The sequence below is a fragment of the Providencia sp. PROV156 genome (assembly GCF_028480905.1).
GTDB classification, from domain to species: domain Bacteria; phylum Pseudomonadota; class Gammaproteobacteria; order Enterobacterales; family Enterobacteriaceae; genus Providencia; species Providencia hangzhouensis.
This window is the reverse complement of sequence record NZ_JAMPPE010000001.1, coordinates 271,597-295,681: the sequence shown is the minus strand read 5'-3', so window position 1 is coordinate 295,681 and position 24,085 is coordinate 271,597. Positions and strand designations below refer to the sequence as shown.

Genomic DNA, 24,085 nt, shown 5'->3' with positions numbered 1-24,085 from the left:
AGTTGCAGCGTTGTTGACTGTGTTCATTCTCACTAGTCACATACTTATGTATGCTCCTAGCGACTCATTCACTTGTCGCCTAGCTGCACCTCGAATTATTTAGAGTATAAGCGCTGGCTAGGTTAAATAAAATAATAACTACCTATAAATCAACGGATTAATTAAGTGTAGGTTGAATTGTAGGTTTTGCTGAAAAATTAATAAATATCGTTATATATCAATATTAACACACCCATGCATCATAGGGGTGTGAGATTCGAAACTTTGCTTATCAGTCATAATGTTGTCTGTTTAACGTATTGAGTTAACTAAATTCTGTGAGTGTATTCGACGATTATTTTCAGAGACTAAAATACCACAAATCGCAAGAAATGAGAGTAGGCAAACGTGTTAGCCATGCAATTCTCTATAGTATGACGTGATTATCACAGGGACAATGCATGTTTGGTGATAAATGGTCTGAAATATTGTTGAGTAGAAATAAATAGCGCAAATAAGGGGACATAGATATAACCGTTATTTGCGCTAAAGATAAAACGGATTATTTAGCTGCTGTTTCCGCGCGTAGCTGGCTAACTTGTTGTTCCAAATCAGGCCATGGCGATTTGTCGGTAAACGTTGTTCTTAGGTAATTTAAGAGTACAGCTATTTGCTTATCACTTAAATTATGACGAAAAGCAGGCATGCTACCGAGCCCATCTGTTGCCTCATACTCTATTCCATTTAATACAACGCGAATGGCATTATCTGGTGTATCTGCATAAAGATTTGTATTTAAGGCTAAAGCGGGGCGTATACCTGACATTTGCGCACCTTTCGTTTGGGCGTGGCATGCCATACAAGCCCCTGAATATAACCTTGCCCCTTCAGTAGAGAGTGGTTCAATTTTATCTTCTGTTTGCTGTACGATTGCTACGGCTTGCGATGTGACTTGCGGATGATCAACTTCAGAAGTCAAATAGGTAGCAATAGCTTGTCTATCTTCTTCGGTTAGTTGAGAGGTTCCTTCTCTAATGACAGGCGCCATCGGGCCTGCTGCAACGCCATGGTTAGCTGAGAACCCGCTACGCAAAAACTCCGCCATGTCCTGATGGCTCCATGCAACAGGTGAAGATTGGTTACCTCGCAGCGCTGGTGCACTCCACCCTTCAGCATCTCCGCCCATCAAGTGGCTATCTCCGCCTTTTTCGCCAAATAAAATATCACGTGGAGAGTGGCAAGCGCTGCAATGGCCGAGTCCTTCGGTAAGGTATGCACCTCGGTTCCACTCATCAGTTTGTGAACTATCTGGTTTTAATGACCCAGTGGTTAAATAGAGCTGGTTCCATGCCCAAATTCCTTGGCGAATATTAAAGGGGAAGTTCAACGATGTCTTTGGGGGTTGATAACGAACGGGTTTTTGGCTCATTAACCATGCATAGAGGTCATATAAATCATCGTCGGAAGTATGAGTAAATGCGGTATAAGGGAAAGCAGGGTATAAATAATTCCCTTCACGATCAACACCATAACGCATAGCCCGTTCAAACGCTTCATATGACCAGCTGCCAATTCCTGTTTCTATATCCGGTGTTATATTTGTGGTGTAAATTGTGCCAAAGGGGATCTCCATTGCGAAGCCCCCGGTATTTTTCTCACCGCCAGGCCGTGTATGGCAAACAGCACAATCACCTAGTGCCGCTAATTTTTCACCGTGGGCAATTTGAGCATCAGTAAAACTTTGTGTCGAATTAGTGTGTAATGGCTCAATGGCAGATTGCCAACTCAGAGCGAGTCCCCCCACCGCAATAATAATGACAGCAAGCGCACTGTAGCCAAATAGTTTTTTTGCTTTACTCATGAGCCACTCCTTGGTTTTTGGCTGCCATATTTACTGCTCGCAGAATACGTTCAGGGGTAAACGGAGCTTCCCGCATACGAACACCTAATGCATCAAATAACGCATTTGCTACCGCGGCAGCGCTTGGTACCGATGAAGATTCACCCGCTCCCATAGGGGGTTCATTGGGATATTCCATTAATTGAATGTCAATTTCAGGTAACTCATCGAAACGTAGAATAGGGTATCCCCCCCATTCAAGTGAGGTTGTGCCTGATTTATCAAAGGTGGCAAACTCTTTTAATACTCGGCTACAGGATTGAATAATGTTTCCATGGACTTGGTGTTTAACGCCATCTGGGTTAACTATTTGTCCACAATCATGAGCGACATAGACTTTTTTGATAAGCACTTGCCCTGTACGACGATTAACGGTTAAGTCACAAACCCAAGCTGCCCATGCTGCACCAAACCCCGGGAATTTACTGTGAAAATAACGCGCCCATGCAAAGCCTCGACCATTCACAATTTCTTCGGTTACAGGGGATGGTTTTTGATGCATTGGTCCATCAATCCAATTTGCCTGTTTTTTCACAGCATTAATTAAAGCGATAGCTCGAGGATCATCTAAATATTTCAAGCGGTATGCTATAGGGTCTTGCTGTGCTAAATAAGCAATTTCATCAATCCAAGATTCATGGGCAAATACATTTGGGAGCGCTGAAACTCCGCGCATCCAAGATGCCCTAACAACAGGTGCGGTATCTTTAGCAATAACACGCATATGTGGGTATAGATATTGAGGGATAGCAGTGCGGTCTCCCATCTGTTGAATATCTGGTTTGTTTTCTTTTTTCCCAGTTAAAATCAACGATAAAGTAGCGGCGTTATTTGATGGATAACGAGTACTGAGTTCGTAAGCGCTGACATCATTATTTTGATCAACTCCCCCTCGAATTTTAATCAATTGCCCTGTGCCTTTGGGCTCCCAACCCGCTTCTTGTTCTCGCATTAATTGCACTCGCACAGGTCGGCCTGTCGCTTGAGACAGTAAAACAGCATCGGCAGCCACGTCATCAGCACAGTTGCGCCCATAGCACCCTGATGCTTCCATGCGATGAATATGTATTTGATATAGGTCTCTATCGAGTTGTAGTGCTAAATCTTTTCGTAGGTCATGAGGGTTTTGTGTGCCTGACCAGACGTCTACTTTATCGGCACGGACATCAGCGATAGCGCAAGATGGCCCAATTGATGCGTGTAAATGGTATGGCCAAACATAGTCAGCATTCACGGTTTTATGTAAATTTGCTAAGGCGCTGTCAACATCGCCATCATCTCGTAATACCCTATCTTGGCTGGGTAATGCATCAAGGGTGTCATGGAGCTTATCAAGGGTTAAATCGGGTAATCCTTGCCATTCTTTCCATTGAACTTTTAACTGACGCATAGCGTCTATCGCTTGTTCTTCTCGTTCTGCAACGACACCAACAAAGTCATTAATGCGTACAACTTTTACCATGCCTTGCAGGTGGGCAATCGAACTTTCATCAATGGAAAGCAAACTATTCCCAAGCGGCGCGCTACTATCTGCACCTGCATAAGGAGGGCGAATAACTCTGCCATGTAACATATTGGGTACTCGCATATCATGTACCCAAGTCAATTCACCCGTTACTTTAGCGCGAATATCTACGCGTTGAATCGGCTTTCCGACATAAACAGCCTCAGAAACAGGTTTTAAGGTTACGTTTTCATCTAATTCAAAATGGAGATCTTGTCCTTTCGCCAATTGCGCATAACTCAAACGGCGTTCAGGTTCGGCAGTGACAAAAACATATCCATGCTCTGCTCGAACAGCTTCCACAGGCTCATTTAACGCTTTTGCAGCAAGAGATGTTAGCTTCATACGAACTTGAGCTGCGGCATGGCGTAAAGGGATAGAAGTGACTTGAATGGTCGCACTGGCGATAGTCGGCCCTTGATCTGGTGTACTTTGCGGATCCCCAAGTATCATTGTTACCGATTCAAAAGAGACACCAATTTCATCAGCGACAATTTGTGCGAGCGAGGTACGAATTCCTGTACCTAAATCCACATGGCCATTAAATGCAGTCACCGAACCATCTGCAGCAAGAGCAATAAAACTATCGACATAATTTAAAGGGATAGCGGCATTCTTGGTTGGTGTTTTTTCTGTTGCAAATGAAATAGAAGGCAACATGTTACTGACAACGATGAGCCCACCAGCTTGCAGCATACGGCGTCGAGTGATATCTAAAATACTCATGCTTTACCACCTTGTGCGATGATTATTTTAGCTTTTTTAGCTGCTTTTAATATTTCTACATGGGTACCACAACGGCATAAATTAAAAGCGAGCTCTTTTTTTATTTCTTCTTCACTTGCATTAGGGTTACGTTTAAACAGAGCAACCAATGTCATTATCATGCCATTCGTACAATAACCACATTGTGCTGCTTGCTCATCAATAAATCCTTGTTGCACAGGATGGAGTGTATCAGCATCACTAATACCTTCTAATGTCGTAATTTTTCTATTTTCTACTGTCGATATAGGTGTTGAACAAGAGCGAACGACTTTACCATCGATAAGTACACTACAAGCACCACATTCGCCTAAGCCACAGCCATATTTGGGGCCGTTGAGCTTTAAATCATTACGTAATACGTAAAGAAGCGGTGTTGATGGAGAAATATTACTTAGTTCAACCCATCTTCCATTGATATTTAGTTGCATATACTTTCCTTTCACATTGCTAATCATAATAAATGATAATTTAATGTTATTATTTGTATGTTAACTATAACATAGGTTATTAATTTGAGTTGTGACTGTATGTGCTAAGCTAAATTTTCGTTATATATATAGTAAGTGCTTATTAATAAAGGTTAATATTGAAAAATACCCATGAGTTGTGTGAATGTTTGAGTGAGGTAATGTGAAAGGAAATCCAGTTGATATATTCCAAATAATTAGAATGTGGGCTGTCGTTTTCTCTGCTTGTGGGATTAACTCAAGATAGGCTTTTAGATAACAATAAAATTAATGGGGATTTTACTCAAATATTGTAATGAAAATAATAATGTCGCTTCCCTTCAATAAATAAGTCATTTGAAGAGAAGCGACGAATGATTACTGAGCCGCCTTTTTCAGTTTTTCAACTTGTTCGGCGGTGACGGGTTTACCTTGTCCTCCCCACTCAGCGCGCGCCCATGAAATTAAATCTGCCATTTCTTGTGGTGTTAAATCATCGGCAAAACTTGGCATTGCATACATACGCTGCCCGTTCGGGAAGGTGGTGGTTGGAATACCGGTTAATACCACACTGATAAAGGTTTCAGGGCTGTCCATGGCTAGGATGGCATTACCTTTTAACGCTGGAATGCCATTTGGTACACCTTCTCCGGTGATCCCGTGGCAACCTGCACACGTAGACATATACATCAAGCGACCAGTTTCCATTATTTGACTGGCATCACCCACTTCTGGTGAGCTTGCCTCCGGTAATGGCGCTGGTGGGGCTTTGGCTCCGAGTATTTTTCCTTGTTTATCGGTCATCAAATAAATCGCCATGTCATCAACATCGCTTTTTTTCATCTGACTAGTAGAAAAATGAGTCACTGTGCTCATGTCTGCAAATGCAGAGCCTTGTGGGGCATTGCCCGTCAGTAAAAATTGGCTCAAAGAGGCGGTATCGTAGCCATGTTTGGAAAGCGCTTCTGCTGTGATATCAGGGATCGCTAAACCCGCTTCTTCACCCCCTTGAAGTGACCGTGAAAACTCGACACCCATCATTAAGTTACGTGGTGAGTGGCAAGCACCGCAGTGTGCCAAACCTTCGACAATATATGCGCCACGGTTCCATTCGGCAGAACGTTGCGGGTCGTGGGGTGCATTTTGTTTAGGAAAATTGAGCAAAGTCCAAAAGTTCATAAATGGGCGAACGGGTAGGACAAAGACACCTGTATTTTCTTTGTTTGGCACGGCTATTGGTGGAAGCGACATCACATAAGCATATAGTGCATCAATATCTTCTGATGTGGTCATATGGGTAAATACAAACGGCATCGCAGGGTAGAGATTACCTCTTTCTTTGCCAATTCCGTCTTTCAACGCACGATGGAAATCAGCGCGGGTATAGTTACCAATACCAAATTGTTTATCAGGCGTTATATTCGTGGAGTAAATAGTACCGAAAGGGGTTCCGATAGCACGCCCCCCCGCAGCCAATGGCCCTTCAGGTAATGAGTGACAACCAAAGCAATCCCCAGCGGTTGCCAGTTCTTGCCCTCTTGGCAATAATTTGGCGACTTCTTCTGAGGTTAGCGGTTTATCTAAATCAGGGCCGATACTGGAGGTACGAAAAGCGCCAAACAGGATCGCAAGCATTAATATTATGAATAATAAGATAATAATATAAATGCTTTTACGTAGAGAGCTGGATTTAGCCATGATGTTTCTCCCTAGTCGATTACGCAGCCAGGAGTGTCGAGAGCGACTTTCCTCACAGCTTCATAATAGCGTACATAACCTGTACAACGGCAAATATGCTCATTGAGAGCCTCTTCAATCGCATGTTCGAGTTGGTCTCGTTTCACTGGATTTTTCTTAAGTTTATCAAGAAACACCGTTGCACCTGTGACAAAACCGGGAGCACAATAACCACATTGGAACGAAAAGTTTTCGATAAAAGCTTGTTGAATTGGCGTTAATTCAACAACTTTGCCTTGTTCATCCAGTTTGGCTTGCCCTTCGATGGTAACAATATTTTTATTGTTGAAATAATGGGCACCAAAGATACAAGTTCGGCTTTCAACCGTTGTGCCATCGGGCTGGATTTCCATAATGGTACAAGCATGGCAAATCCCTTGTCCGCAACCAAAGTGGGTGCCAGTGAGGTCTAGGTATTCATGTAGAAACTCAATCATTGGCATCCCAACAGGGACATCAATAGGACCAATTTTTTGGCCGTTAATGGTCAGTGTTAGTGGCTTGCGCTCAATAATCGGAACGGCATTGTTGATTTTCATGAGAGTGCCTTTTTAATTTTATCTACCGTAATAGGGAATTCATAGAAACGCTTGCCTGTTGCATGGGTTAATGCATTGCTAGTCGCAGGTAAGATTGGGATCATCCCCAGTTCTGCCATGCCTTTGGGTGGCGAAGTTTCTGAAAGTGGTGGTAAGTAATCAATGGTTTGCTGCCAAACCGCAACATCTTTAGCGCGTGGCAGGACATAGCGATTAAAGTTCCATGTTCCGTTTCCTGGCCCATCTTCATAGAGTGGTAATTCTTCCATCAACGCGTGGCCGATACCCATCGCGGTACCCCCTTGAATTTGGCCTGAAACCAATTCAGGGACAATCATCGTACCGGGGTCCATAATCATATGGTGGCGCATGATATCGACCTCACCCGTCATGGTGTTGACGTTGAGCTCGACTAAACAAGACGCAGGCGTGACCGTTGTTGGGTCCGCTTTGGCGCGTTGTGTTGGTGGGTAGTAGGCAATTTTACGTTTAATAAAATGGTAACCGCCAGTTGTCATTTGTTTTTTCAATTCTTGTGGTGCACCCTCGCCATAACGAACGGATATTGCATCGAGAGGGAGATTTTTCAAACCCACAGTTGGGATATCGAATTCTGCGCGAGCCCACTGCCAGCTGGAATAGCCGTGAACAGCAACCCCAGTGATGAGCCCCATCTCATGGGCTCTTCTGGCTAAAATGTCAAAAGGAATGGGCTTCATTCCGCCACCGCCAATACCATCTGGGCCAACGCGAATATCGGCAAATTCAACATTTAAGCCGTTGAACGCACCGCCGCCGGGGCCTTCACTCCAAATGCTTTTGGCCGCAGGCCATAGGGTATTTTCTAATAAAAAATGGCCCGCTTGGCGCGTACCGAACCCAATGTAGTAAACACCACTTGATGAGCTCATGTCAGGTATTAGAGCGGGTGTCCAATAGGGATCAGTTTTGGATAATTCATCTTGTTTTTTCTGGTCGGCCCAACTGGTTTTAAGCGGTAGTTCTTCAAATTCAGTTACTCCAAACTCAACCACATCAGGGGCTTTGCTGAGTGCTTGCCATACCATCACTTGCTGTGCGGTTGTGCCACCGGTGCCAATCTCTTGCATACAATGGCGCATTGTTAGCTTGCCATTGGCATCAAATTCAAGAGAAAGAATCGTTGGAACACCGCTAGACCCATAAACTTGCTGCACTTGCGCAAAGCCAACGCCGTATAACTTACCGGGGTTTTTCGCTTCATAATCGGCTTTGTTTTTCTCACGATCGACCCATATTGGGTGTTTTTCCGCAAGATTTAACATTTCAACGTTGCGTGGGTCACCGGCTATTACGCCGCCTTGTGTATTTGGATAACCTTCTAAAATGGCATTACGGCGGCGCAGTTCAATCGGGTCAATATTAAGATTATGAGCGATTTCATCCACCATCAATTCAGTGACTGCCATCGACTGCAAGGAACCAAAACCACGCATTGACCCCGCTTCGACAGCCGGAGTGGCCATGGCGAGAGCAGTGAGGTCAGATTTAGGGAAGTAATAAATAGACTGAGCACCGCGCACTGCTACGTGAGATACGGCAACGGAGAGGTTTTCACGACCGCCGCCATTACAGTTATAAGTGCCTTTTAAGACATCAAACTTACCCGTTTTTTTATCACCAATAATGGTGACATCCATCTCAATGGAGTGGCGTTTCATTCCCATTTGGAATTGTTCATAGCGGTCATTTGCCATGCGAACAGGTAAGCCATCAGCGTAGAAACTAGCGACCATCGAATAAAAAGGAAAAACCGAATAGTCTTTTGAGCCGTAACCAACAGTAGAACCGGTTAATAATACAATGTTTTCGACGGAAAAATGTTTGTTGTGTTTAGATAGCTCAGCAGCAGCATTAACTACACCAGCAGGAGACTGTGTCGCGGTTAAGATATGCAGTGTTTTGGTTTGCGCGTCATACCAAGTATTACAGTTATCTGGCTCCATCGCGCAAGGGTCAATGGATTGTGAAAAACCATGGCGCTCAATCACAAACTTATCAGGGTTCTCGCGAGCCGCTGCGATTTCTTGCTCAATTTGCCGCGCGTAATCCATCGCTTTTTCTTGTTTATCAGGGCTTTTTTCTGCCTGATGAAGGGCTTGAATAAAGCCACCGCCACGATCTTTACGGATCACTGGGGGAATAGAAATGGCGTGCTTGGGGTCATAAGGTGGCCAAATAGGCGTATTGCCATCGAACCCGCCTTTAATACCTGAATCTTGATAAGGGGAAAAAATAGAAGGCGAAAGTGGTGTGTCACCACCGATACGCACGTACCGTGCTGCACCATAGTTGGCGGGCGGTTTTGGCCCTGTCACCGTTCCGTATTTTACGGTGTTTGTGGCAAAGCGTAACATCCGCTGTGCTGCACTATATTTATCGAAATCATGATAAATCAAGATAGCAACTGGGTGGCCAATAATCGGCGGTGTATCCCCTAGAGGAACTAAAATATTGGTGCCATAGAAGCCTTTCCCCATACTGGTATCTTGGGGAATATTTAAGCCATCACGGATAAGATCTTCTTGTAAAACAACTTTATCAGGTTGTAGATTTGGCCCTAACATTGAAATATCAATGCCTTCAAAGGTTTTATCTGCCTCTGTCGCTTTTAACATAAAGGCATAACTTTGTTTTTTTGGCCAGCCGGGGATGTCTTTAGCGCGGTAATCACGAGCAAAATTTTTACGGCCAGTGACTTTTTCAACGCCATCCCAACGAAAACGTGCTTTACCATTTTGACCAATCCAATCCGTTGATGGGGCGTCAGAATCGAGCTCCATTGCTATTGCAAAAGGGAGTTTGCCGACCATAACAGCAATGCCCGCAATAGTGCCTAGTTTGATGAAATTGCGTCTAGAAATATGTCCCGACATGTTGTGCTCCCTGATTATATTTTTAGGGTTTTTATTATGAGCAATGGAAGTAAATAATATTTTTTAGTCATTCATTATAAGATCGTTTTATTTCGCTTAAATTTGCTCACAATTTGATGACTAATATCAGATAGCTCAGTAAGTTACATAAATAGTATGGGTATCTGTAATGATATATCAAGAACGAGTAAAGGGATTTAGACAAGAAAGTGAATAATACTGTTGAAGTCATCTTAATATGACAGTATTGAATAAAATAACTGAGCTTTATTAGAATACAATTTATTTAAATGATACTAATTCTTATTAATAAATGATTAAATCAATATGCATTTAATTATGTAAAGTATATTTGTATTCGGTTATTAAATAGAAAACTATTGGGCTCGTTAAATACGAACAAGCCCGATAGTTCATTTTTTGTCATTATTGACGTAAGGATTTAACATGCTCCGGGGTGACATCAGCTGGTTGTCCTCCCCACTGAACACGAAGGAAGTTCACTAAGTCACTAATTTGTTGGTCATTTAGCTTATTGGCAAACCCTGGCATGCTTTGCATATATTGGTTATTTGGGAACGCTTGCTCAGGCAAACCATCTAGAATCGCATTAATTAGGTTAGTGCTATCCACATCACGCAATGTTGAATTTCCTTTCATTGCCACCGCCACATTCGGTTTACCGCTACCGTCATAGGAGTGGCAACCTGAGCAGGTTTCTAAATAAATTTGGCGGCCTTGTGTATTACCTTCCCCCACCCTTAATGGCGAAGTTGCTGGCGGGTTATCGCCCATTAAATAGGTGGCTATGGCACTATTATCTTCTGGCGTTAAATGTTGTGAACTCAGATAAATTACAGGGTGCATATCACTGTAGGCGGAACCTTGTGGTGTGAGTCCAGTCATGAAAAACTGCTGTAAATCTTCTTTTGTCCATCCTCGTTCTGCAAGCGCTTGCGGGGTAATATCTGGAGCAACAAAACGACCTAAAGCACCCCCTTTCATAAAGTTATCTAAATCCATTTCTCCCAGCTTTCCTCTTGGCGTATGGCATTCAGCACAGTGCTCTAATACGTTAACTAAATACTTACCACGTAGCCATTCAGGGGAGCTACCTTGTGAGCTATCGGGGAGTGGTTTATCGTTAAAAAACAATAAATTCCAGCCAATCATTGCCATGCGTTGGTTCAGTGGGAATGGCAATGAATTTTCAGGTGGCGCGACATCAATAGCTGGCTGGCTCATCAAATAACTGTAAATAGCGTCAGAATCTTCCCGAGTGATCCCTTTATAGGATGTATAAGGCATTGCCGGATAAAGATTTTTACTCGGTGGAGAGATACCTTGGGTTAGTGCTTTATAAAAATCATCTTTTGTCCAGCGGCCGATACCAAAATCGGCTGAGGGCGTTAAGTTACTGCTGTAGATGGTACCAAATGGGGTATCGAGTGGAAAACCACCGGCTAATGGTGCGCCATCAGCACTGGTGTGACACGCAGCGCAGTCACCGGCAAGAGTGAGGTAACGGCCTCGCTCAATTTCTTGAGGCGTCGCAGTCACTTTTTGTACAGGGCCATCTAAGGTACGGCTTTCATACCAATACAGTACCGCCCAAACGATGATAGCGATGGCTATCAACCATAAAATAATTCGTTTGATCATTTTACTGCCTCCTTGATAAGACCAGGAGTCGCAAGAACCACATCGCGTACTGCTTCATAATAGCGTACATAGCCAGTACAACGGCAAATATGGTTATTTAGAGCTTGTTTGATAGCCTCTTCTAAGTCTGCTTCTGCAATCGGGTTTCGCTGAAGTTCTTCAATAAACACGGTCGCTGCATTTACAAAACCTGGGGTACAGTAGCCACACTGAAAACTGAAATTTTCAACAAAAGCTTGTTGAACCGGAGATAGTTTTACCTCCCCGTTTTCTTCTTTGGTGGCAGCCCCTTCGATAGTTCGGATGCTTTTATTATTGAAAAAATGTGCACCAGTAATACAGGTGCGGATTTCTTCGCTGGTACCAGATGGATTATCTAATATAACAACGCAAGCATGGCAAATGCCTTGGCCACAACCTAGGCGAGAACCTGTTAGGTCAACATATTCATGAAGAAAGTCTATCATCATGAGGCCTTCAGGCACGTCCATTGGCCCATACTGTTGACCATTAATGGTTAAGGTGAGGGGAAGGAAATTTAGGCTCATGATATTACCTCTAAAATGTCTTTTGCGCGTACAGGCAAATGCAAGAAATGATGACCAGTTGCATCTGCAATGGCATTGACGATGGATGAAACTACCGGGATCATAACAACCTCAGCAACGCCTTTCGGCGGGTCAGTATCTGAAAGTCCAGGTAGGACTTCATTGGTTTGTTGCCAAACTGCAACATCACTGGCAAGCGGGAGATGATAACGGTTGAAGTTCCACGTCCCATTACCGGGACCATCTTCGTAGAGAGGTAAATATTCATGGAGTGCATGGCCGATACCCATTGCTAATCCACCTTGAATTTGTCCTGAAACCAGTTGTGGGACGATAAGATTACCGCATTCCACCACACTATGGTGATTCAGCAATTCGACTTGCCCAGTCGCTTTATCAATGGATAGCTCGCTAACGGTAGCGACGGCACTGTAGTAAGTGACTCCGGCATTATTTCTTTGTGTATCAGGGTAATAAGCTTTTTCACGGTGGCAAACTTGGTATTCTTTATCGGCAAATCGTAGTGATAGCCCATCAATCGGTAAACGGCGAGTTTCACCCTGAATAGGGAAATCGGCTTCAGCCCATTGCCAGCGGTTAAATACGTGGCACACTGCGCCAGTTACCCCGCCCATTGCAAGAGTGCGTTCAATTAAGCGTGGTAAGCTAAGCACCTCAAGCCCATCAGCGGTTAAGCCTTCAGCAACCCAACGAGCATCTTCACGGCGAACAACTAGAGGGGCCGCTTGTCCGCCGCCAATCCCTTCTTGCCAAATTGACATGGCAGCTGGCCATAACCCATGTTCGAATATAAGGCGTGCGGCTGCTTCTGTGCTGTGGGTGAAATAATAGGCTGAATTACTCGCACTCGCAGGTGAGCAGTAGTTCGGTGTCCATAATGGGTTTTGTGCTAAGTGGTTTTGCTCATCTTGTGACATAGCAAATGGGTTACCTGTTGAGATCATCGGTAAAATTGACCAATCAACAACGGAAAAATGAGCTTGTTCCGCAGGCTTTCCTAACCATTTAGCGCAAACCACCGATTGGGACGTTGACATACCTGTACCAATTTCTGCGCCACTATGATAAATGGCTATTTTACCCTCGGGGGTAAGTTCTACGCGAGCAAAGGAGGATTCCGCACCTGTCCCAAAGTCTTTTTGCACACAAGAAATCCCTGTACCGAATAGTTTACCGCTATTTTTCGCTTCAAAGTCGGCTTTACGTTTGGCTCTGTCAGTCCACATTGGGTGAGCAGCACAGCGGGTTAGCACTTCATCGGCACGAATTGCGCCGCCAGGAATTGCCCCTTGGGTATTTTTCATCCCAGATTTGATGATATTTTTAAGACGGAACTCGATGGGGTCTACTTTTAGGAGTTTTGCAGCTTCTTCCATTAACATATCGGTTGCTGCCATGGCTTGTAAAGTACCATAACCGCGAGCTGAACCCGCATCGACAGCTCTTGATGCAATACCGACCGCAGATAAATCACTACGGGGAATATAATAGATAGCTTGGGCCCCAGTAGCCCCGACCATGACAACGGAAGGCGTAAAATTACAGCGACCACCGCCGTCACCGATAAAAGAAGCTGAAAGGGCTTCAATTTTATGCGTTTTTTTATTAACCGCTAAGGTGTAATCCATATCGAAAGCATGGCGTTTGATGGTAGATTGAAATTGTTCATAACGGTCATTAGCTAGACGAATAGGGACTCCGTCTCCATATAATGTTGCCATCGCACCATAATAGGGGAATGGAGTGTGGTCTTTAGAACCATAACCAACGGTAAAACAAGGGTGTAGGAAAATTTGTTTAATTGGGAAATGCGATTTTGCCAACATCTCTGGTAATGATTCCGCAACTTCCTGAGGGGACTGTGTCGGAATAACAAGATGGAATGACTGTGTTTTGGCGTCGTACCAACCGTTAGCATTATCAGGCTCTAAGGCAGCAGTATCAATGGATTGAGAAAAGTATTTTCGTTTGAGCACTAACCAGTCTTCCGGTGGGTTTTCCAGTTGTTTAGCGAGCTCATCAGCATATAGCATGCCTTGTTGATCTAATTTTCCGCCTTCGCGACCTTCAGGCCAAACGGGTAAGTGCTTTTTCATGCCAATAGGGGAGATTGGCATATCTTTTAGGCTTGAATAAATATCTGGCTCATAAGGATTTTCATTGCCAATTCGCACGCCACGGTAGGTTCCCCATGGGTCTCGTTCTAATGGGCCAGTTACTGCGCCGTATTGGATAACATCGTCACGGAATTTTAAGGTTTCTTTGGCAAAACGGAATTTAGCAAAATCATGATAAATCAATAATGCGACGGCTTGGCCAAGGTAAGCGGGAGTTTTCCCTTCTGGAAGCAATAAATCATCACCATAAAATTCAGGGAAAGCAACGCCATCTTTTTCTAAGTCACTTGCAGTTACGATGCGGTCAGGCATCAGGCCATCTTTTAGCAGATCAAGGTTAAAGCCTTGGTAAATTTTATCGGCTTGAGTCACGCGGAGTAAAAATGCATGACCTTGCTGTTTTGGCCAGTGAGGGATATCACGTGCACGAATGTCTCTGGCGAAGACTTTTTCCCCTTGGACTTTGGCAAAACCATCAATACGAAATTTGATTTGTTTGTCGACCGGGTTCCAGTCAGGAGATTGAAGGATTTTTTCTTCGAATAGCACATCAAAAGCACGGCTATACAAAGGGGCTAAATAAACAGATATTCCCGCTATAACGGCACATTTTAGAAAGTGTCTGCGGGAGAGTTCGACATTGCTTTTGCTCATAATACACCCTTACACTTATTATTATTACATCGGTATTTTTATTTTTATAGTCACATCGAAAAAATTACTTGTATCACATTTATATTATACTTCTCTTAATAAATTTCAAATTAATGATAAGTAGTTCTTGTGATCTTACTGAATATACTTTATTTATGAGATACGCAATCAGTATATCGATTTAAAATAAAAACTATGAATATTGGTATTTTAATATTGGCAGCAGGAAAAAGTGAACGTTTTCAAAATGCTGGAGGTAAAGGAAGTAAATTAAATTTTATGCTTGAAAAAAATACAGTTTTTGAAAAAACACTATTAAATTCAATCGATAGTGAGCTTCCTGTGCATGTAGTGACACGGCCTGAGAATGAAGGTGTTATTAATAATTGTTTACAATTTAATATTCCATACTCGTTGATAAATAGTAATGGATTAGGTGAGTCAATCGCATTTGGTGTTAAAAATACGTCTAATTTAGATGGTTGGATAATTCATTTAGCGGATATGCCATACATCAATAGTCATTTATTTACTCGTATAGTGAATGAATTAAAACAGCATACATTAGTCAGGCCAATATATAATGGTTTGCCAGGCCATCCAGTGGGAATATCTGCAAAGCATTATACAGAATTAATTAATCTAGTAGGTGATGACGGTGCGAAATCAATATTAAGTCGTAATCTTGTTTATCAATTAGACATAAATGACGAAAATGTTGTAAAAGATATTGATTATCCGAGTGTTGATAACGATTAAGGAACGAATATGTTGCGTGAAGATGTTTTTGTTATCTCTCAAGCCCTTTCTTGGATAAAAAAAGAGCCCATATGGTTGTGTACGGTGCTAAGTACATATGGTTCCTCTCCTCGTAGCCCGGGCTCACTTCTTGTTGCAAAGGCAGATGGCCAGTATGTTGGTTCTTTATCAGGTGGTTGTATTGAAGAAGATTTTATTCAACGAATACAGCATGCTGAATACATTAAGAGCAGCCAAATTGTTCGCTATGGTCGCGGTGGTTTAGAAGCGAAAGTGAATTTACCTTGTGATGGTAGTTTAGATGTTTTAATTGAATATTTACCGAATAGTCAGGAAAGTGTTAGTTACCTTACGGAGATACATCAAGCGTTACTGGGATATACTGCAATCAGTAAAAAAATCACGTTGCCACAAAGAGGTGAGGTAAGCACGGTTAATAATCAACAAACCCCAACCCAAATAGAGCGGGAAGGGGAGAACATTCAATTATATATTGCCGCGCCGCCACGGTTAATTATTGCTGGGATCTCAAATGTAGGTATTTACTGTGCTAGTTTTGCAGCAACATTAGGGTTTGAGGTTATAATTTGTGAACACCGTGAAGATGAGCTATCGCGTTTTTCTGGGCAACTTTCTAGTCAATTTGAAGTCATTAAATTATTTCCAGCTCGCTATTTGGAATCCCAAAGCTGTACACCGAATACCGCTATTGTTTCTTTAACCCATGATCCTCGTATTGATGACCTGACACTAATGGAAGCAGTGAATACCCCAGCGTTTTATATTGGTGCAATGGGCTCAGTAAGAACGAGTGCTCGTCGTCGTGAACGTCTTATAGCATCTGGTGGGATGACGGAGGCGGAAATAGAACGCATCCATGCTCCCATTGGTATTCCTATCGGTAGCAAAACACCACCCGAAATAGCATTAGCGATAATGGCGGATATTGTAGCTCATAAAAATGGCGTAGTTTCATCTAGTTATGTTAGTGAAACGAAAAAAGTAATGGTTACAAATTCAATGTATTGTGATGTTTAAAGTTAAATTCCCACGCCTTATAAAGTTAAATGACCTTTATAAGGCGAAAGGACCTAAAACTAGTTTAGTTGGTATAAATAGAAGAAATAATTTCTCTCATTTTTATTAAATATTTTGAAGCATCATATCGGTCAGTGACTATTTCTATATAAGCTGCAGTGTCGAGTGTTTCGATAGCCTGTAAAGCCTCATCTAATTCATCGCAGGTTGTCACTTTTTTGCAATACCAATCGTCACATCCCAGTGCTAAAGGAAGTTGTGCGTAATTCCATTGCGCAACATCATTATAATAATATTCAGGTTCTTTACAGAATAGTCGTTCAATAAGATAGCCATCATTATTTAATATAAAGATAATGGGTTTTAATCCAAATCGTGCAAATTGACTAATTTCTTGCATAGTTAATTGATGAGCGCCTTCCCCTGTCGCTAAGATGATTCGACGTGACGGGGATGCTAAAGCGGCGCCCAGTGCAGCAGGTGTTGCCCAGCCAATAGATCCCCATAATGATTGGGAATGAAAAGATGCACCTTTAGGTAATAGTGAAAATGCTAAGCCCATTGAAAAGGTTCCAGTATCTGTAAATATTATATCATTAGGTCTAAACATTTTTTCTAAGCGAGGATATAGATATGATTCAGTTATTTCGTTTGTTTCTACGGCTATCGGTTGACCTAGTGATTGGGCCTTAGGACTTTTGTGGTGATTAAAAGAAGAGGTTGGCTGTGATAGTAATCTATTCTGCAAGGCTAAAACCACGTCTTTCATGGAAATATTATTGTAGCACTGGCCATCAATAATGACTTTATCTTCCATAATATGGACTATATCTTCGATTTTAATATTAGAGGTATAACAACCTGAATTAAAGTCAGACAGAATAGTGCCTATATTTATAACACAATCACTGCTTTCGACAAATGAAGTGACTTGAGGAGTTAATATTTGTCCTGTATACATTCCGATATATTGCGCATTAGTTTCATCTAATACACTTTTATCCATAAATAACGTGGTATAAGGAATTTTGGTTTTTTCAATGATTGTTTGTAAGGTATTTGCTACGCCTAAGCGCAAAGACATTGAGCCTGCTAATATGCAGGGTTGTTGGCTATTTATTAATTTATTTAAGATTAAAGGAATAATATTTTTTAGTGTTTCTGAGCAACTGTTTGGTATTAATGGAACAACATGATGAAATGGTTTAATTACAGTCTTTACAGCATAATCAGCAGGTAAGCCAAAATAAACTGGACGGCGTTCATGTAAGGCGCATGCGATTAACCGCTCAGTCTCTTCAATACAGTTTTCAGGGGTAATAATGGCATGAGCACAGACAATATGTTGGCTCATTTTATAAAAAACGTCATAGTTTCCATCCCCTAATGTGTGATGAGAAATACGCTGTTTCTTTTGTGTTAGGCTAGGAGGCATTCCAACAAGGTGAAATATAGGGACTCTTTCAGCATAAGAACCTGCTATTGCATTGAGAGCGCTTAATTCGCCAACGCCAAAAGTTGTTGATAGTGCAGCAACACCTTTAATTCTTGCATATCCGTCTGCAGCATACGCTGCATTTAATTCGTTGCAATTGCCAATCCAACGTTGATGGGAGTTTGCACAAACACTATCATTTACAGGAAATGAATAATCACCAGGAACACCAAATATATCTTCAATGCCTAATTGATAGAGCTTAGATAAAATATATTCAACAACAGTTTCTTTCATTTAACTTCTCCAGTTAATAATTGTTTTTTACTTGATTTGTAATTATTTATATTAGCTATTTATTCTTATTGAAATCAATTCCATGATAGCTAATAAGGGAAGTAGTGAAAGTGTTATATTTTATAATGAGATTAATGGGGGTTATTAAATATATTATTTAATAAATTAATATAAATTAGTAGAGTAATAAAAAACAGTAGATCTTTTTAGACCTCACTGTTTTTTAGATTTAGAATATAGTTAAATAGGGTCAAGCCTGAGCGGCAATCACCATAATTTCTACTAGTACTTGTTCCCGAGCCATATTGGCTTCAACAGCTGCACGGGCAGGGCTATTTTCTATAGGCATCCAACTTTCCCATACCGCATTAAAGTCAGCAAAATCCCGTTTGATATCTTTAATCCAAACTTGGGCGGATAAAATACGTGTTTTATCACTGTTGCTTGCAGCAAGTAATGAATCAATCTTGGCAAAAACGTCTTTGGTTTGTTGTGTGATATCACCCGTTAGATCATTAGGTACTTGCCCTGATAAGTAAACTAAACCTGAATATTCAACGCTATCAGCTAAGCGTGGTTTTGGGTTGTTACGTTTTATGGACATGATTACCTCGTTAATCCAGTTAAAGAAATAGGGGGTTTTTGTTCAGTTATTAATTGGCTCAGTATTTCCGCGCTGCCTGCGGCAAGTGTAAACCCTAAACTGCCATGCCCAATATTAAGCCATAAATTTTTATAGGCAGTTTTTCCTAGTATCGGTGGGCCTTTCGGTGTTGAAGGGCGTAACCCAAACCAACTTTCAGCATCGTCAATTTTAGGTAATTCAGGGAAGGTATTTTTAATAATATTCTTGAGTGCTTGTATTCTATTTTCACGCAAGCCTTGCTTGTCATAACCAATATCAACCATCGCAGCAATGCGTAATTGATCATTAAGTTTGGCATAGACAATTTTATTGCCGTAATCAGTCACGTTAATTTTCGGAACAATATGTTCTACCTGCGGGTATTCTACGCTTAAGCTATAGCCTTTTAACCCTAAAATTGGGACATTAATATTTAGTGGTTTTAACAATTCGCGGCTACCATTGCCGGCACAAACAATAAAATCATCAGCTTGGATAGTTCCCTGGTGAGTGGCTACTCCTGTAATGCAGTCATCTTGTTTAATGAAAGATTGAACATTATGTTGTAAGCAAAGATTAAATTGAGGCTGAGTGAGTAAATATTGCAGTAGGTTCTTACAGAATAAATAGCAATCTGCACTCTCATCATCAGGGGCATATATTGCACCTACCAGCTGAGACTGTATGTCTTTTAAAGAAGGCTCTAGCTCAACAATTTCAGTGGGTGTTAATATTTTTTGAAATTGTTTATCAACCGTTTCACTGGCTTTTTGAAAACTTTTATTATCACGGTGGATAATTAATTTCCCTGATTTTTCCCAAGCAAAATCAGAAATATCACCATTGTTACGCCATTTATTCATTATTTCTTGGCTAAAAAGTGATAAACGTAAAAGATGGGCACCATTAATTTTATTCGTTTTACGGTTACAAGCTAATGTAAATTGTGCAAGCCAAGACCACTGTTGTATTGAAGGCGTTATTTTTAGATTTAAAGGAGAATCATTTTTCCCCATCCAACGTAGGCCTTGCAAAGGAACACCGGCGTCTGCAAGAGGAGATACATAGCGATAGCTGAGTTGCCCACCGTTAGCAAAACTGGTCTGCATGCCAACATCGGTATCTGATTCAACTAATGTTACGGTTTGGCCTGCTTTAATTAATGCATAGGCGGTGCTTAAACCAATTACACCAGCTCCAATAACCACCACATGTTTAGTCATAATAATCCGTAACCCATAATAACCAAGATGTTATTATTTAACGGTGAATAAGCTAACTAAACAATTGAGTTTTCATTACTAGAGTATAACTTTTGGTTAACTACTTTATTTCTTTTTTCAAGTGTGGATGCCAAAGTATTAACATAATTTTGTGCAGCTTTGGTTAATGGTTTGTCTGCGCGATGAAAAACAGATACGGCAAGATGTAAACCTTCTTTTAGTGGGTAAATCATTGACTCAGGTAGCGTATGTTCGGCTGAAAAAATATCCGTAATACTACAGCCTAAACCCGCTTGAACAAATTCTGCTGCCATATGGTAGGTATGAACACTAATATTTGATTCTGCAAACTCATGGCGCTTTTGTAATAGCTGAGATAAGGAGTCAGACCCAGGATGGATCCAACGCTCTTGGTCTATATCGGTGAGTGATACAGGGGAGTGCAATGGTAATTTACTATCCACATAGACTAATGGGATATCAGCAATGGGAAGAACAGTAATGCCCCCTTCAATTTCAAGATTAAAGCCAATACCAATGTCGAGATCTTGTTGGGTTAATAACTGCAGAATATCCGTTGTATGATGTGTACCGATCGTGAGTTTGATATTGGGGTGTTTTTTAATAAATTGCGCGGTCACTTCAGGTACTAAGTTTAGCCCTAAGCTAGGTAGACAACCAATGGCTAGTTTACCTTGCGGATCACGTGATAAATTTTGCGCTAAAATTCTTAGTTTATCTAGATTTTGATAAACTTCTTTGGCTTCTTCAAATAGCAGGTTTGCCTCAGCCGTGGGAATTAACTTTCCTCTTATTCGCTGGAACAAGACTAAGCCAAGTTGTTGTTCTGCATGTTTTAAGGACTTACTTGCCGCGGGTTGTGAGATATGTAAAACCTCCGCTGCACGAGTTAAAGAGCCACATGTCATGACTGCATAAAAAATATCGAGATGCCTTAATTTCATTTTCAGAAACCTACTATTTGCTTTGACTCACCGAAACCGACTATTGGTATTAATTCGCATATTCTACCGAATTAATACAAATTAATCTGAACAACTATTTATTTGGTACTGAAAATGATGAAAGGTAATTAGGCGGTTTAAATTCAATGGTGATAAAAAAGAGAAGGCCAGATGATATACATAGGTTATAGCCTGGCCTTTATGATTGCGTACTAGGTAAAATACGTGCCGATTTCGATAAAGATTTTAATTAAGATACTATTTGAAATATCGACAATAAATGCCCCTACCATTGGCACCACTAAAAATGCTTTATGAGAAGGACTGAATGCTTTAGTGACGGTCTGCATGTTAGCGATAGCGGTTGGTGTAGCCCCCATTCCAAAGCCACAGTGCCCAGCACTAATAACAACTGCGTCATAGTCTTTGCCCATCATTTTAAAGGTAACAAATGTTGCAAATAGAACCATAACTACCGTTTGGACAGCAATAATTATCAGAACAGGGCCTGCCATACTGGCGAGTTGACCGAATTTTAAGGACATTAGCGCCATTGCTAAGAATAATGACAAGGCAACGCTACCTAAAACATCAACAGTTGGTTCAAAAACTTCATGCTTAAATACATGTGTTAAGATGTTACGAATAATAATACCGACAAATAAGCACCAAACAAAGGTTGGTAATTGCATGACAGTATCTTTAAAAAACTCACTAATATAGCCACCGACAACAATACAGATAATCAGCATTGAGATGGTTTCAATAACATTATTAGCATTAATTTTTCGTTTGACACTAGGTTGTTCGAAGGCTTCAACGATCGTTTCTTTCTCGAGTTCAGTGCTTTTAGGGATTGAAACTTTTTTCAATAAATGGCGAGCAACAGGGCCGCCAATTAACCCACCTAATACTAAACCTAGGGTTGCACATGCCATAGCTAATTCAACAGCACCAGTCACGCCATACTTATCAGCCAGTATTGGTCCCCAAGCTCCTGCGTTGCCGTGGCCACCCGTAAGTGTGATTGAGCCTGCAATTAAGCCAATAAATGGACTTTCATTAAGCATGACAGCCATTCCCATACCAACGGTATTTTGAATAGCAATTAAGATAGTCACTGCGATAGTTAATAAAATAAGCGGCTTACCACCTTTTATTAAACGCGAAAAATCTGAGCTCAATCCAATTGATGAAAAGAACGTAATCATTAAAATGCTCTGTAGTGAAGCATCAAAAGTAAATGAGTATCCAGCTGTTTTATCGACAATTAATAGAATGATAGCAACAATAAAACCGCCAACAACGGCTTCAGGAATATGGTTTTTTTGTAGAAAAGGAGTGTATTTTACAACAAACATACCAATCAATAGCGCCAAACAAGCGACTAATAAAGTGTAGCTGGCATCTAGGATCATTATTTTACCTCAAGTTAGTTTACCAGAACTTTCACCGTTGTTATTTAACATTAGCGATAAATTAACTTACTTTGCGTAACTTTTGTTTAACAATGAGTTTTGTTTGGGTATCTATAACTTTTAGTTAACTGCGACATTCTTATTTTTTCATTTGTCGAATCATCAAATCCCGTAGTAAATTATTTATTTTCAACTTAACTAGTTGTTAATTATGGTTTTTTCTGTTTTGTGTGTATTTGGGTATCATTTATGTGGTGATTAATATTTGCACTGATTTTATCGCGTGGTTATAAAGCCGTATTCAATATGAATGATGAGAAGTGTGATGTACCGCATGTAAGATGCTTAGCAAATGTAGGAGAAGAGGGGGAATGCTACATGATGTCGAATGCGCTTAATAATTCAAATGAAAATTGATGTCTTGGACATTTCGTTTTGGCTCAGTATGCTAAACGATTAATTGCTTTTAACCTCAGTAGAATGAATGCGAATATTATTCATTAAAATAATAGTGTAATTCTATTTAAATATTATAGCTTAGTTTTTTAACCATTTTATTTATGCCATAAAAATAAGCTAGTGATTTAGTTATTGATTTTATTAAAGTTATTATTTTAATTACTATTTATAATAGTATTAGTATCATTAAATATGATAGGAGTGATATGATGGTAACTCCCCCCCAAGCTGAACAAACATTGGTTATTCTGCGAAAACATTTTTCTGATTCATTAATTGCAGTTTATCTACACGGTTCCTCTGTTTCTAGTGGGTTACGGCCAATGAGTGATATTGATTTACTTGTGGTGATTGATAGCCCCGTGACTGATATTTGCCGTGAACAACTTGTACGAGATTTAATGGATATTTCTGGCTTATATCCGGTTGATCCAAAAGGCCGGCGACCACTGGAAATTGTTGTATTCTTAACAAGTGAATTAAACATGCTTTCTTATCCTGCAAAATGTGAATTAATTTATGGAGAGTGGTTACGTACAGAGTACGAGCAAGGGGTATTTGAAGGACAAACTCAAGACCCTGAATTCACACTAATGTTAGCCCAAGCGTCACAAGAAGCAGTAAGTTTATGGCACAAGGAAATATACGGCTTACCTATTGTTGGCCTGCATGATATTCGCCGAGCTATGTTAGATTCACTCCCTAATTTAGAGTTGTCTCTAAAAGGTGATGAGCGTAATGTTTTACTGACATTAGCACGCATGTGGTACACCATGGAAACGGGACTATTTATATCAAAGGATGAGGCTGCCATTTGGGCAATAGAACTCATGCCAATGGAATTGGCCTCGGTGCTACTGGTAGCGAAAAAGGCCTATTTAACTGGTGTTTCTGTTGATTGGGAAAATCAACAGGTGGGAGTCACCTTGTGTGCGAGCTATTTAGCTGAGCGTATTCGTGCTTATTCTTAGATGCACATAAGCCAGCGTGTCTTTTGATGCTTTTTTAATACAAATCAAATAACGTTTGCTTGATATTTAATGAATTGAAAAGTAAAAGTCTTATACTGCCTTACT

General features: G+C 41.0%; 17 protein-coding genes. 3 read left to right on the top strand and 14 right to left on the bottom strand.

Going from position 1 to position 24,085, the window contains the following annotated elements:
* Positions 1-541: 541 nt before the first annotated feature.
* The 9 genes from PSF31_RS01210 to PSF31_RS01170 form a co-directional block, all read right to left on the bottom strand.
* Positions 542-1,840 carry a c-type cytochrome gene (locus tag PSF31_RS01210; RefSeq protein ID WP_004260716.1) on the bottom strand — a complete coding sequence of 433 codons (1,299 nt, stop codon included), beginning with the start codon at positions 1,838-1,840 and terminating at the stop codon, positions 542-544.
* Positions 1,833-4,109 (bottom strand): xanthine dehydrogenase family protein molybdopterin-binding subunit, encoded by a 2,277-nt coding sequence (locus PSF31_RS01205; RefSeq protein WP_094960921.1) that lies wholly within the window; start codon positions 4,107-4,109, stop codon positions 1,833-1,835. Before PSF31_RS01205 ends, PSF31_RS01210 begins: the two co-directional genes overlap by 8 nt.
* Positions 4,106-4,579: a (2Fe-2S)-binding protein gene (locus PSF31_RS01200; protein ID WP_036958302.1), complete on the bottom strand. Its 474-nt coding sequence runs from the start codon at positions 4,577-4,579 to the stop codon at positions 4,106-4,108. The genes PSF31_RS01205 and PSF31_RS01200 overlap by 4 nt, the downstream gene beginning before the upstream one ends.
* Positions 4,580-4,975: 396 nt before the next feature.
* Complete coding sequence (locus tag PSF31_RS01195; protein ID WP_096863308.1) at positions 4,976-6,295, bottom strand: cytochrome c; 1,320 nt, start codon at positions 6,293-6,295, stop codon at positions 4,976-4,978.
* Between the two features lie 11 nt (positions 6,296-6,306).
* Positions 6,307-6,873, bottom strand: a complete 567-nt coding sequence (locus PSF31_RS01190; protein WP_004260707.1) for a (2Fe-2S)-binding protein — start codon at positions 6,871-6,873, stop codon at positions 6,307-6,309.
* Positions 6,870-9,788 carry a xanthine dehydrogenase family protein molybdopterin-binding subunit gene (locus PSF31_RS01185; RefSeq protein ID WP_096863307.1) on the bottom strand — a complete coding sequence of 973 codons (2,919 nt, stop codon included), beginning with the start codon at positions 9,786-9,788 and terminating at the stop codon, positions 6,870-6,872. The genes PSF31_RS01190 and PSF31_RS01185 overlap by 4 nt, the downstream gene beginning before the upstream one ends.
* A gap of 426 nt (positions 9,789-10,214) precedes the next feature.
* A complete protein-coding gene (locus tag PSF31_RS01180; protein ID WP_096863306.1) occupies positions 10,215-11,450 on the bottom strand; it encodes a c-type cytochrome in 1,236 nt (411 codons plus the stop codon).
* Positions 11,447-11,998: a (2Fe-2S)-binding protein gene (locus PSF31_RS01175; protein WP_004260697.1), complete on the bottom strand. Its 552-nt coding sequence runs from the start codon at positions 11,996-11,998 to the stop codon at positions 11,447-11,449. The genes PSF31_RS01180 and PSF31_RS01175 overlap by 4 nt, the downstream gene beginning before the upstream one ends.
* The gene (locus PSF31_RS01170; RefSeq protein ID WP_096863305.1) at positions 11,995-14,790 is read right to left on the bottom strand and encodes a xanthine dehydrogenase family protein molybdopterin-binding subunit; all 2,796 of its coding nucleotides are present in this window, start codon (positions 14,788-14,790) and stop codon (positions 11,995-11,997) included. Before PSF31_RS01170 ends, PSF31_RS01175 begins: the two co-directional genes overlap by 4 nt.
* Before the next feature lie 195 nt (positions 14,791-14,985).
* Here PSF31_RS01170 and PSF31_RS01165 point away from each other — a divergent pair, with 195 nt between their 5' ends.
* Together PSF31_RS01165 and PSF31_RS01160 are read left to right on the top strand one after the other, a co-directional pair.
* Positions 14,986-15,549: a nucleotidyltransferase family protein gene (locus PSF31_RS01165; RefSeq protein WP_096863304.1), complete on the top strand. Its 564-nt coding sequence runs from the start codon at positions 14,986-14,988 to the stop codon at positions 15,547-15,549.
* Positions 15,550-15,558: 9 nt separating this feature from the next.
* Positions 15,559-16,587, top strand: coding sequence for an XdhC family protein (locus PSF31_RS01160; protein WP_094960926.1), 1,029 nt, complete (start codon positions 15,559-15,561; stop codon positions 16,585-16,587).
* Positions 16,588-16,651: 64 nt separating this feature from the next.
* Here the strand turns inward: PSF31_RS01160 and PSF31_RS01155 are convergent, their stop codons facing one another.
* The 5 genes from PSF31_RS01155 to gltS form a co-directional block, all read right to left on the bottom strand.
* Entirely contained in the window at positions 16,652-18,319 is a 1,668-nt protein-coding gene (locus PSF31_RS01155; protein ID WP_096863303.1) for an alpha-keto acid decarboxylase family protein, read from the bottom strand.
* Positions 18,320-18,569: 250 nt separating this feature from the next.
* Positions 18,570-18,923 carry a RidA family protein gene (locus PSF31_RS01150; protein WP_004260681.1) on the bottom strand — a complete coding sequence of 118 codons (354 nt, stop codon included), beginning with the start codon at positions 18,921-18,923 and terminating at the stop codon, positions 18,570-18,572.
* Positions 18,924-18,925: 2 nt separating this feature from the next.
* Entirely contained in the window at positions 18,926-20,167 is a 1,242-nt protein-coding gene (locus PSF31_RS01145) for a D-amino acid dehydrogenase (RefSeq protein ID WP_096863302.1), read from the bottom strand.
* 56 nt (positions 20,168-20,223) lie between these two features.
* Complete coding sequence (locus tag PSF31_RS01140; RefSeq protein ID WP_096863301.1) at positions 20,224-21,132, bottom strand: LysR family transcriptional regulator; 909 nt, start codon at positions 21,130-21,132, stop codon at positions 20,224-20,226.
* 212 nt (positions 21,133-21,344) lie between these two features.
* Positions 21,345-22,550, bottom strand: a complete 1,206-nt coding sequence (gene gltS / locus PSF31_RS01135) for a sodium/glutamate symporter (RefSeq protein ID WP_004260673.1) — start codon at positions 22,548-22,550, stop codon at positions 21,345-21,347.
* A 665-nt stretch (positions 22,551-23,215) separates the two neighbouring features.
* Here gltS and PSF31_RS01130 point away from each other — a divergent pair.
* Positions 23,216-23,980, top strand: a complete 765-nt coding sequence (locus PSF31_RS01130; protein WP_096863300.1) for an aminoglycoside adenylyltransferase domain-containing protein — start codon at positions 23,216-23,218, stop codon at positions 23,978-23,980.
* Positions 23,981-24,085: the final 105 nt, after the last annotated feature.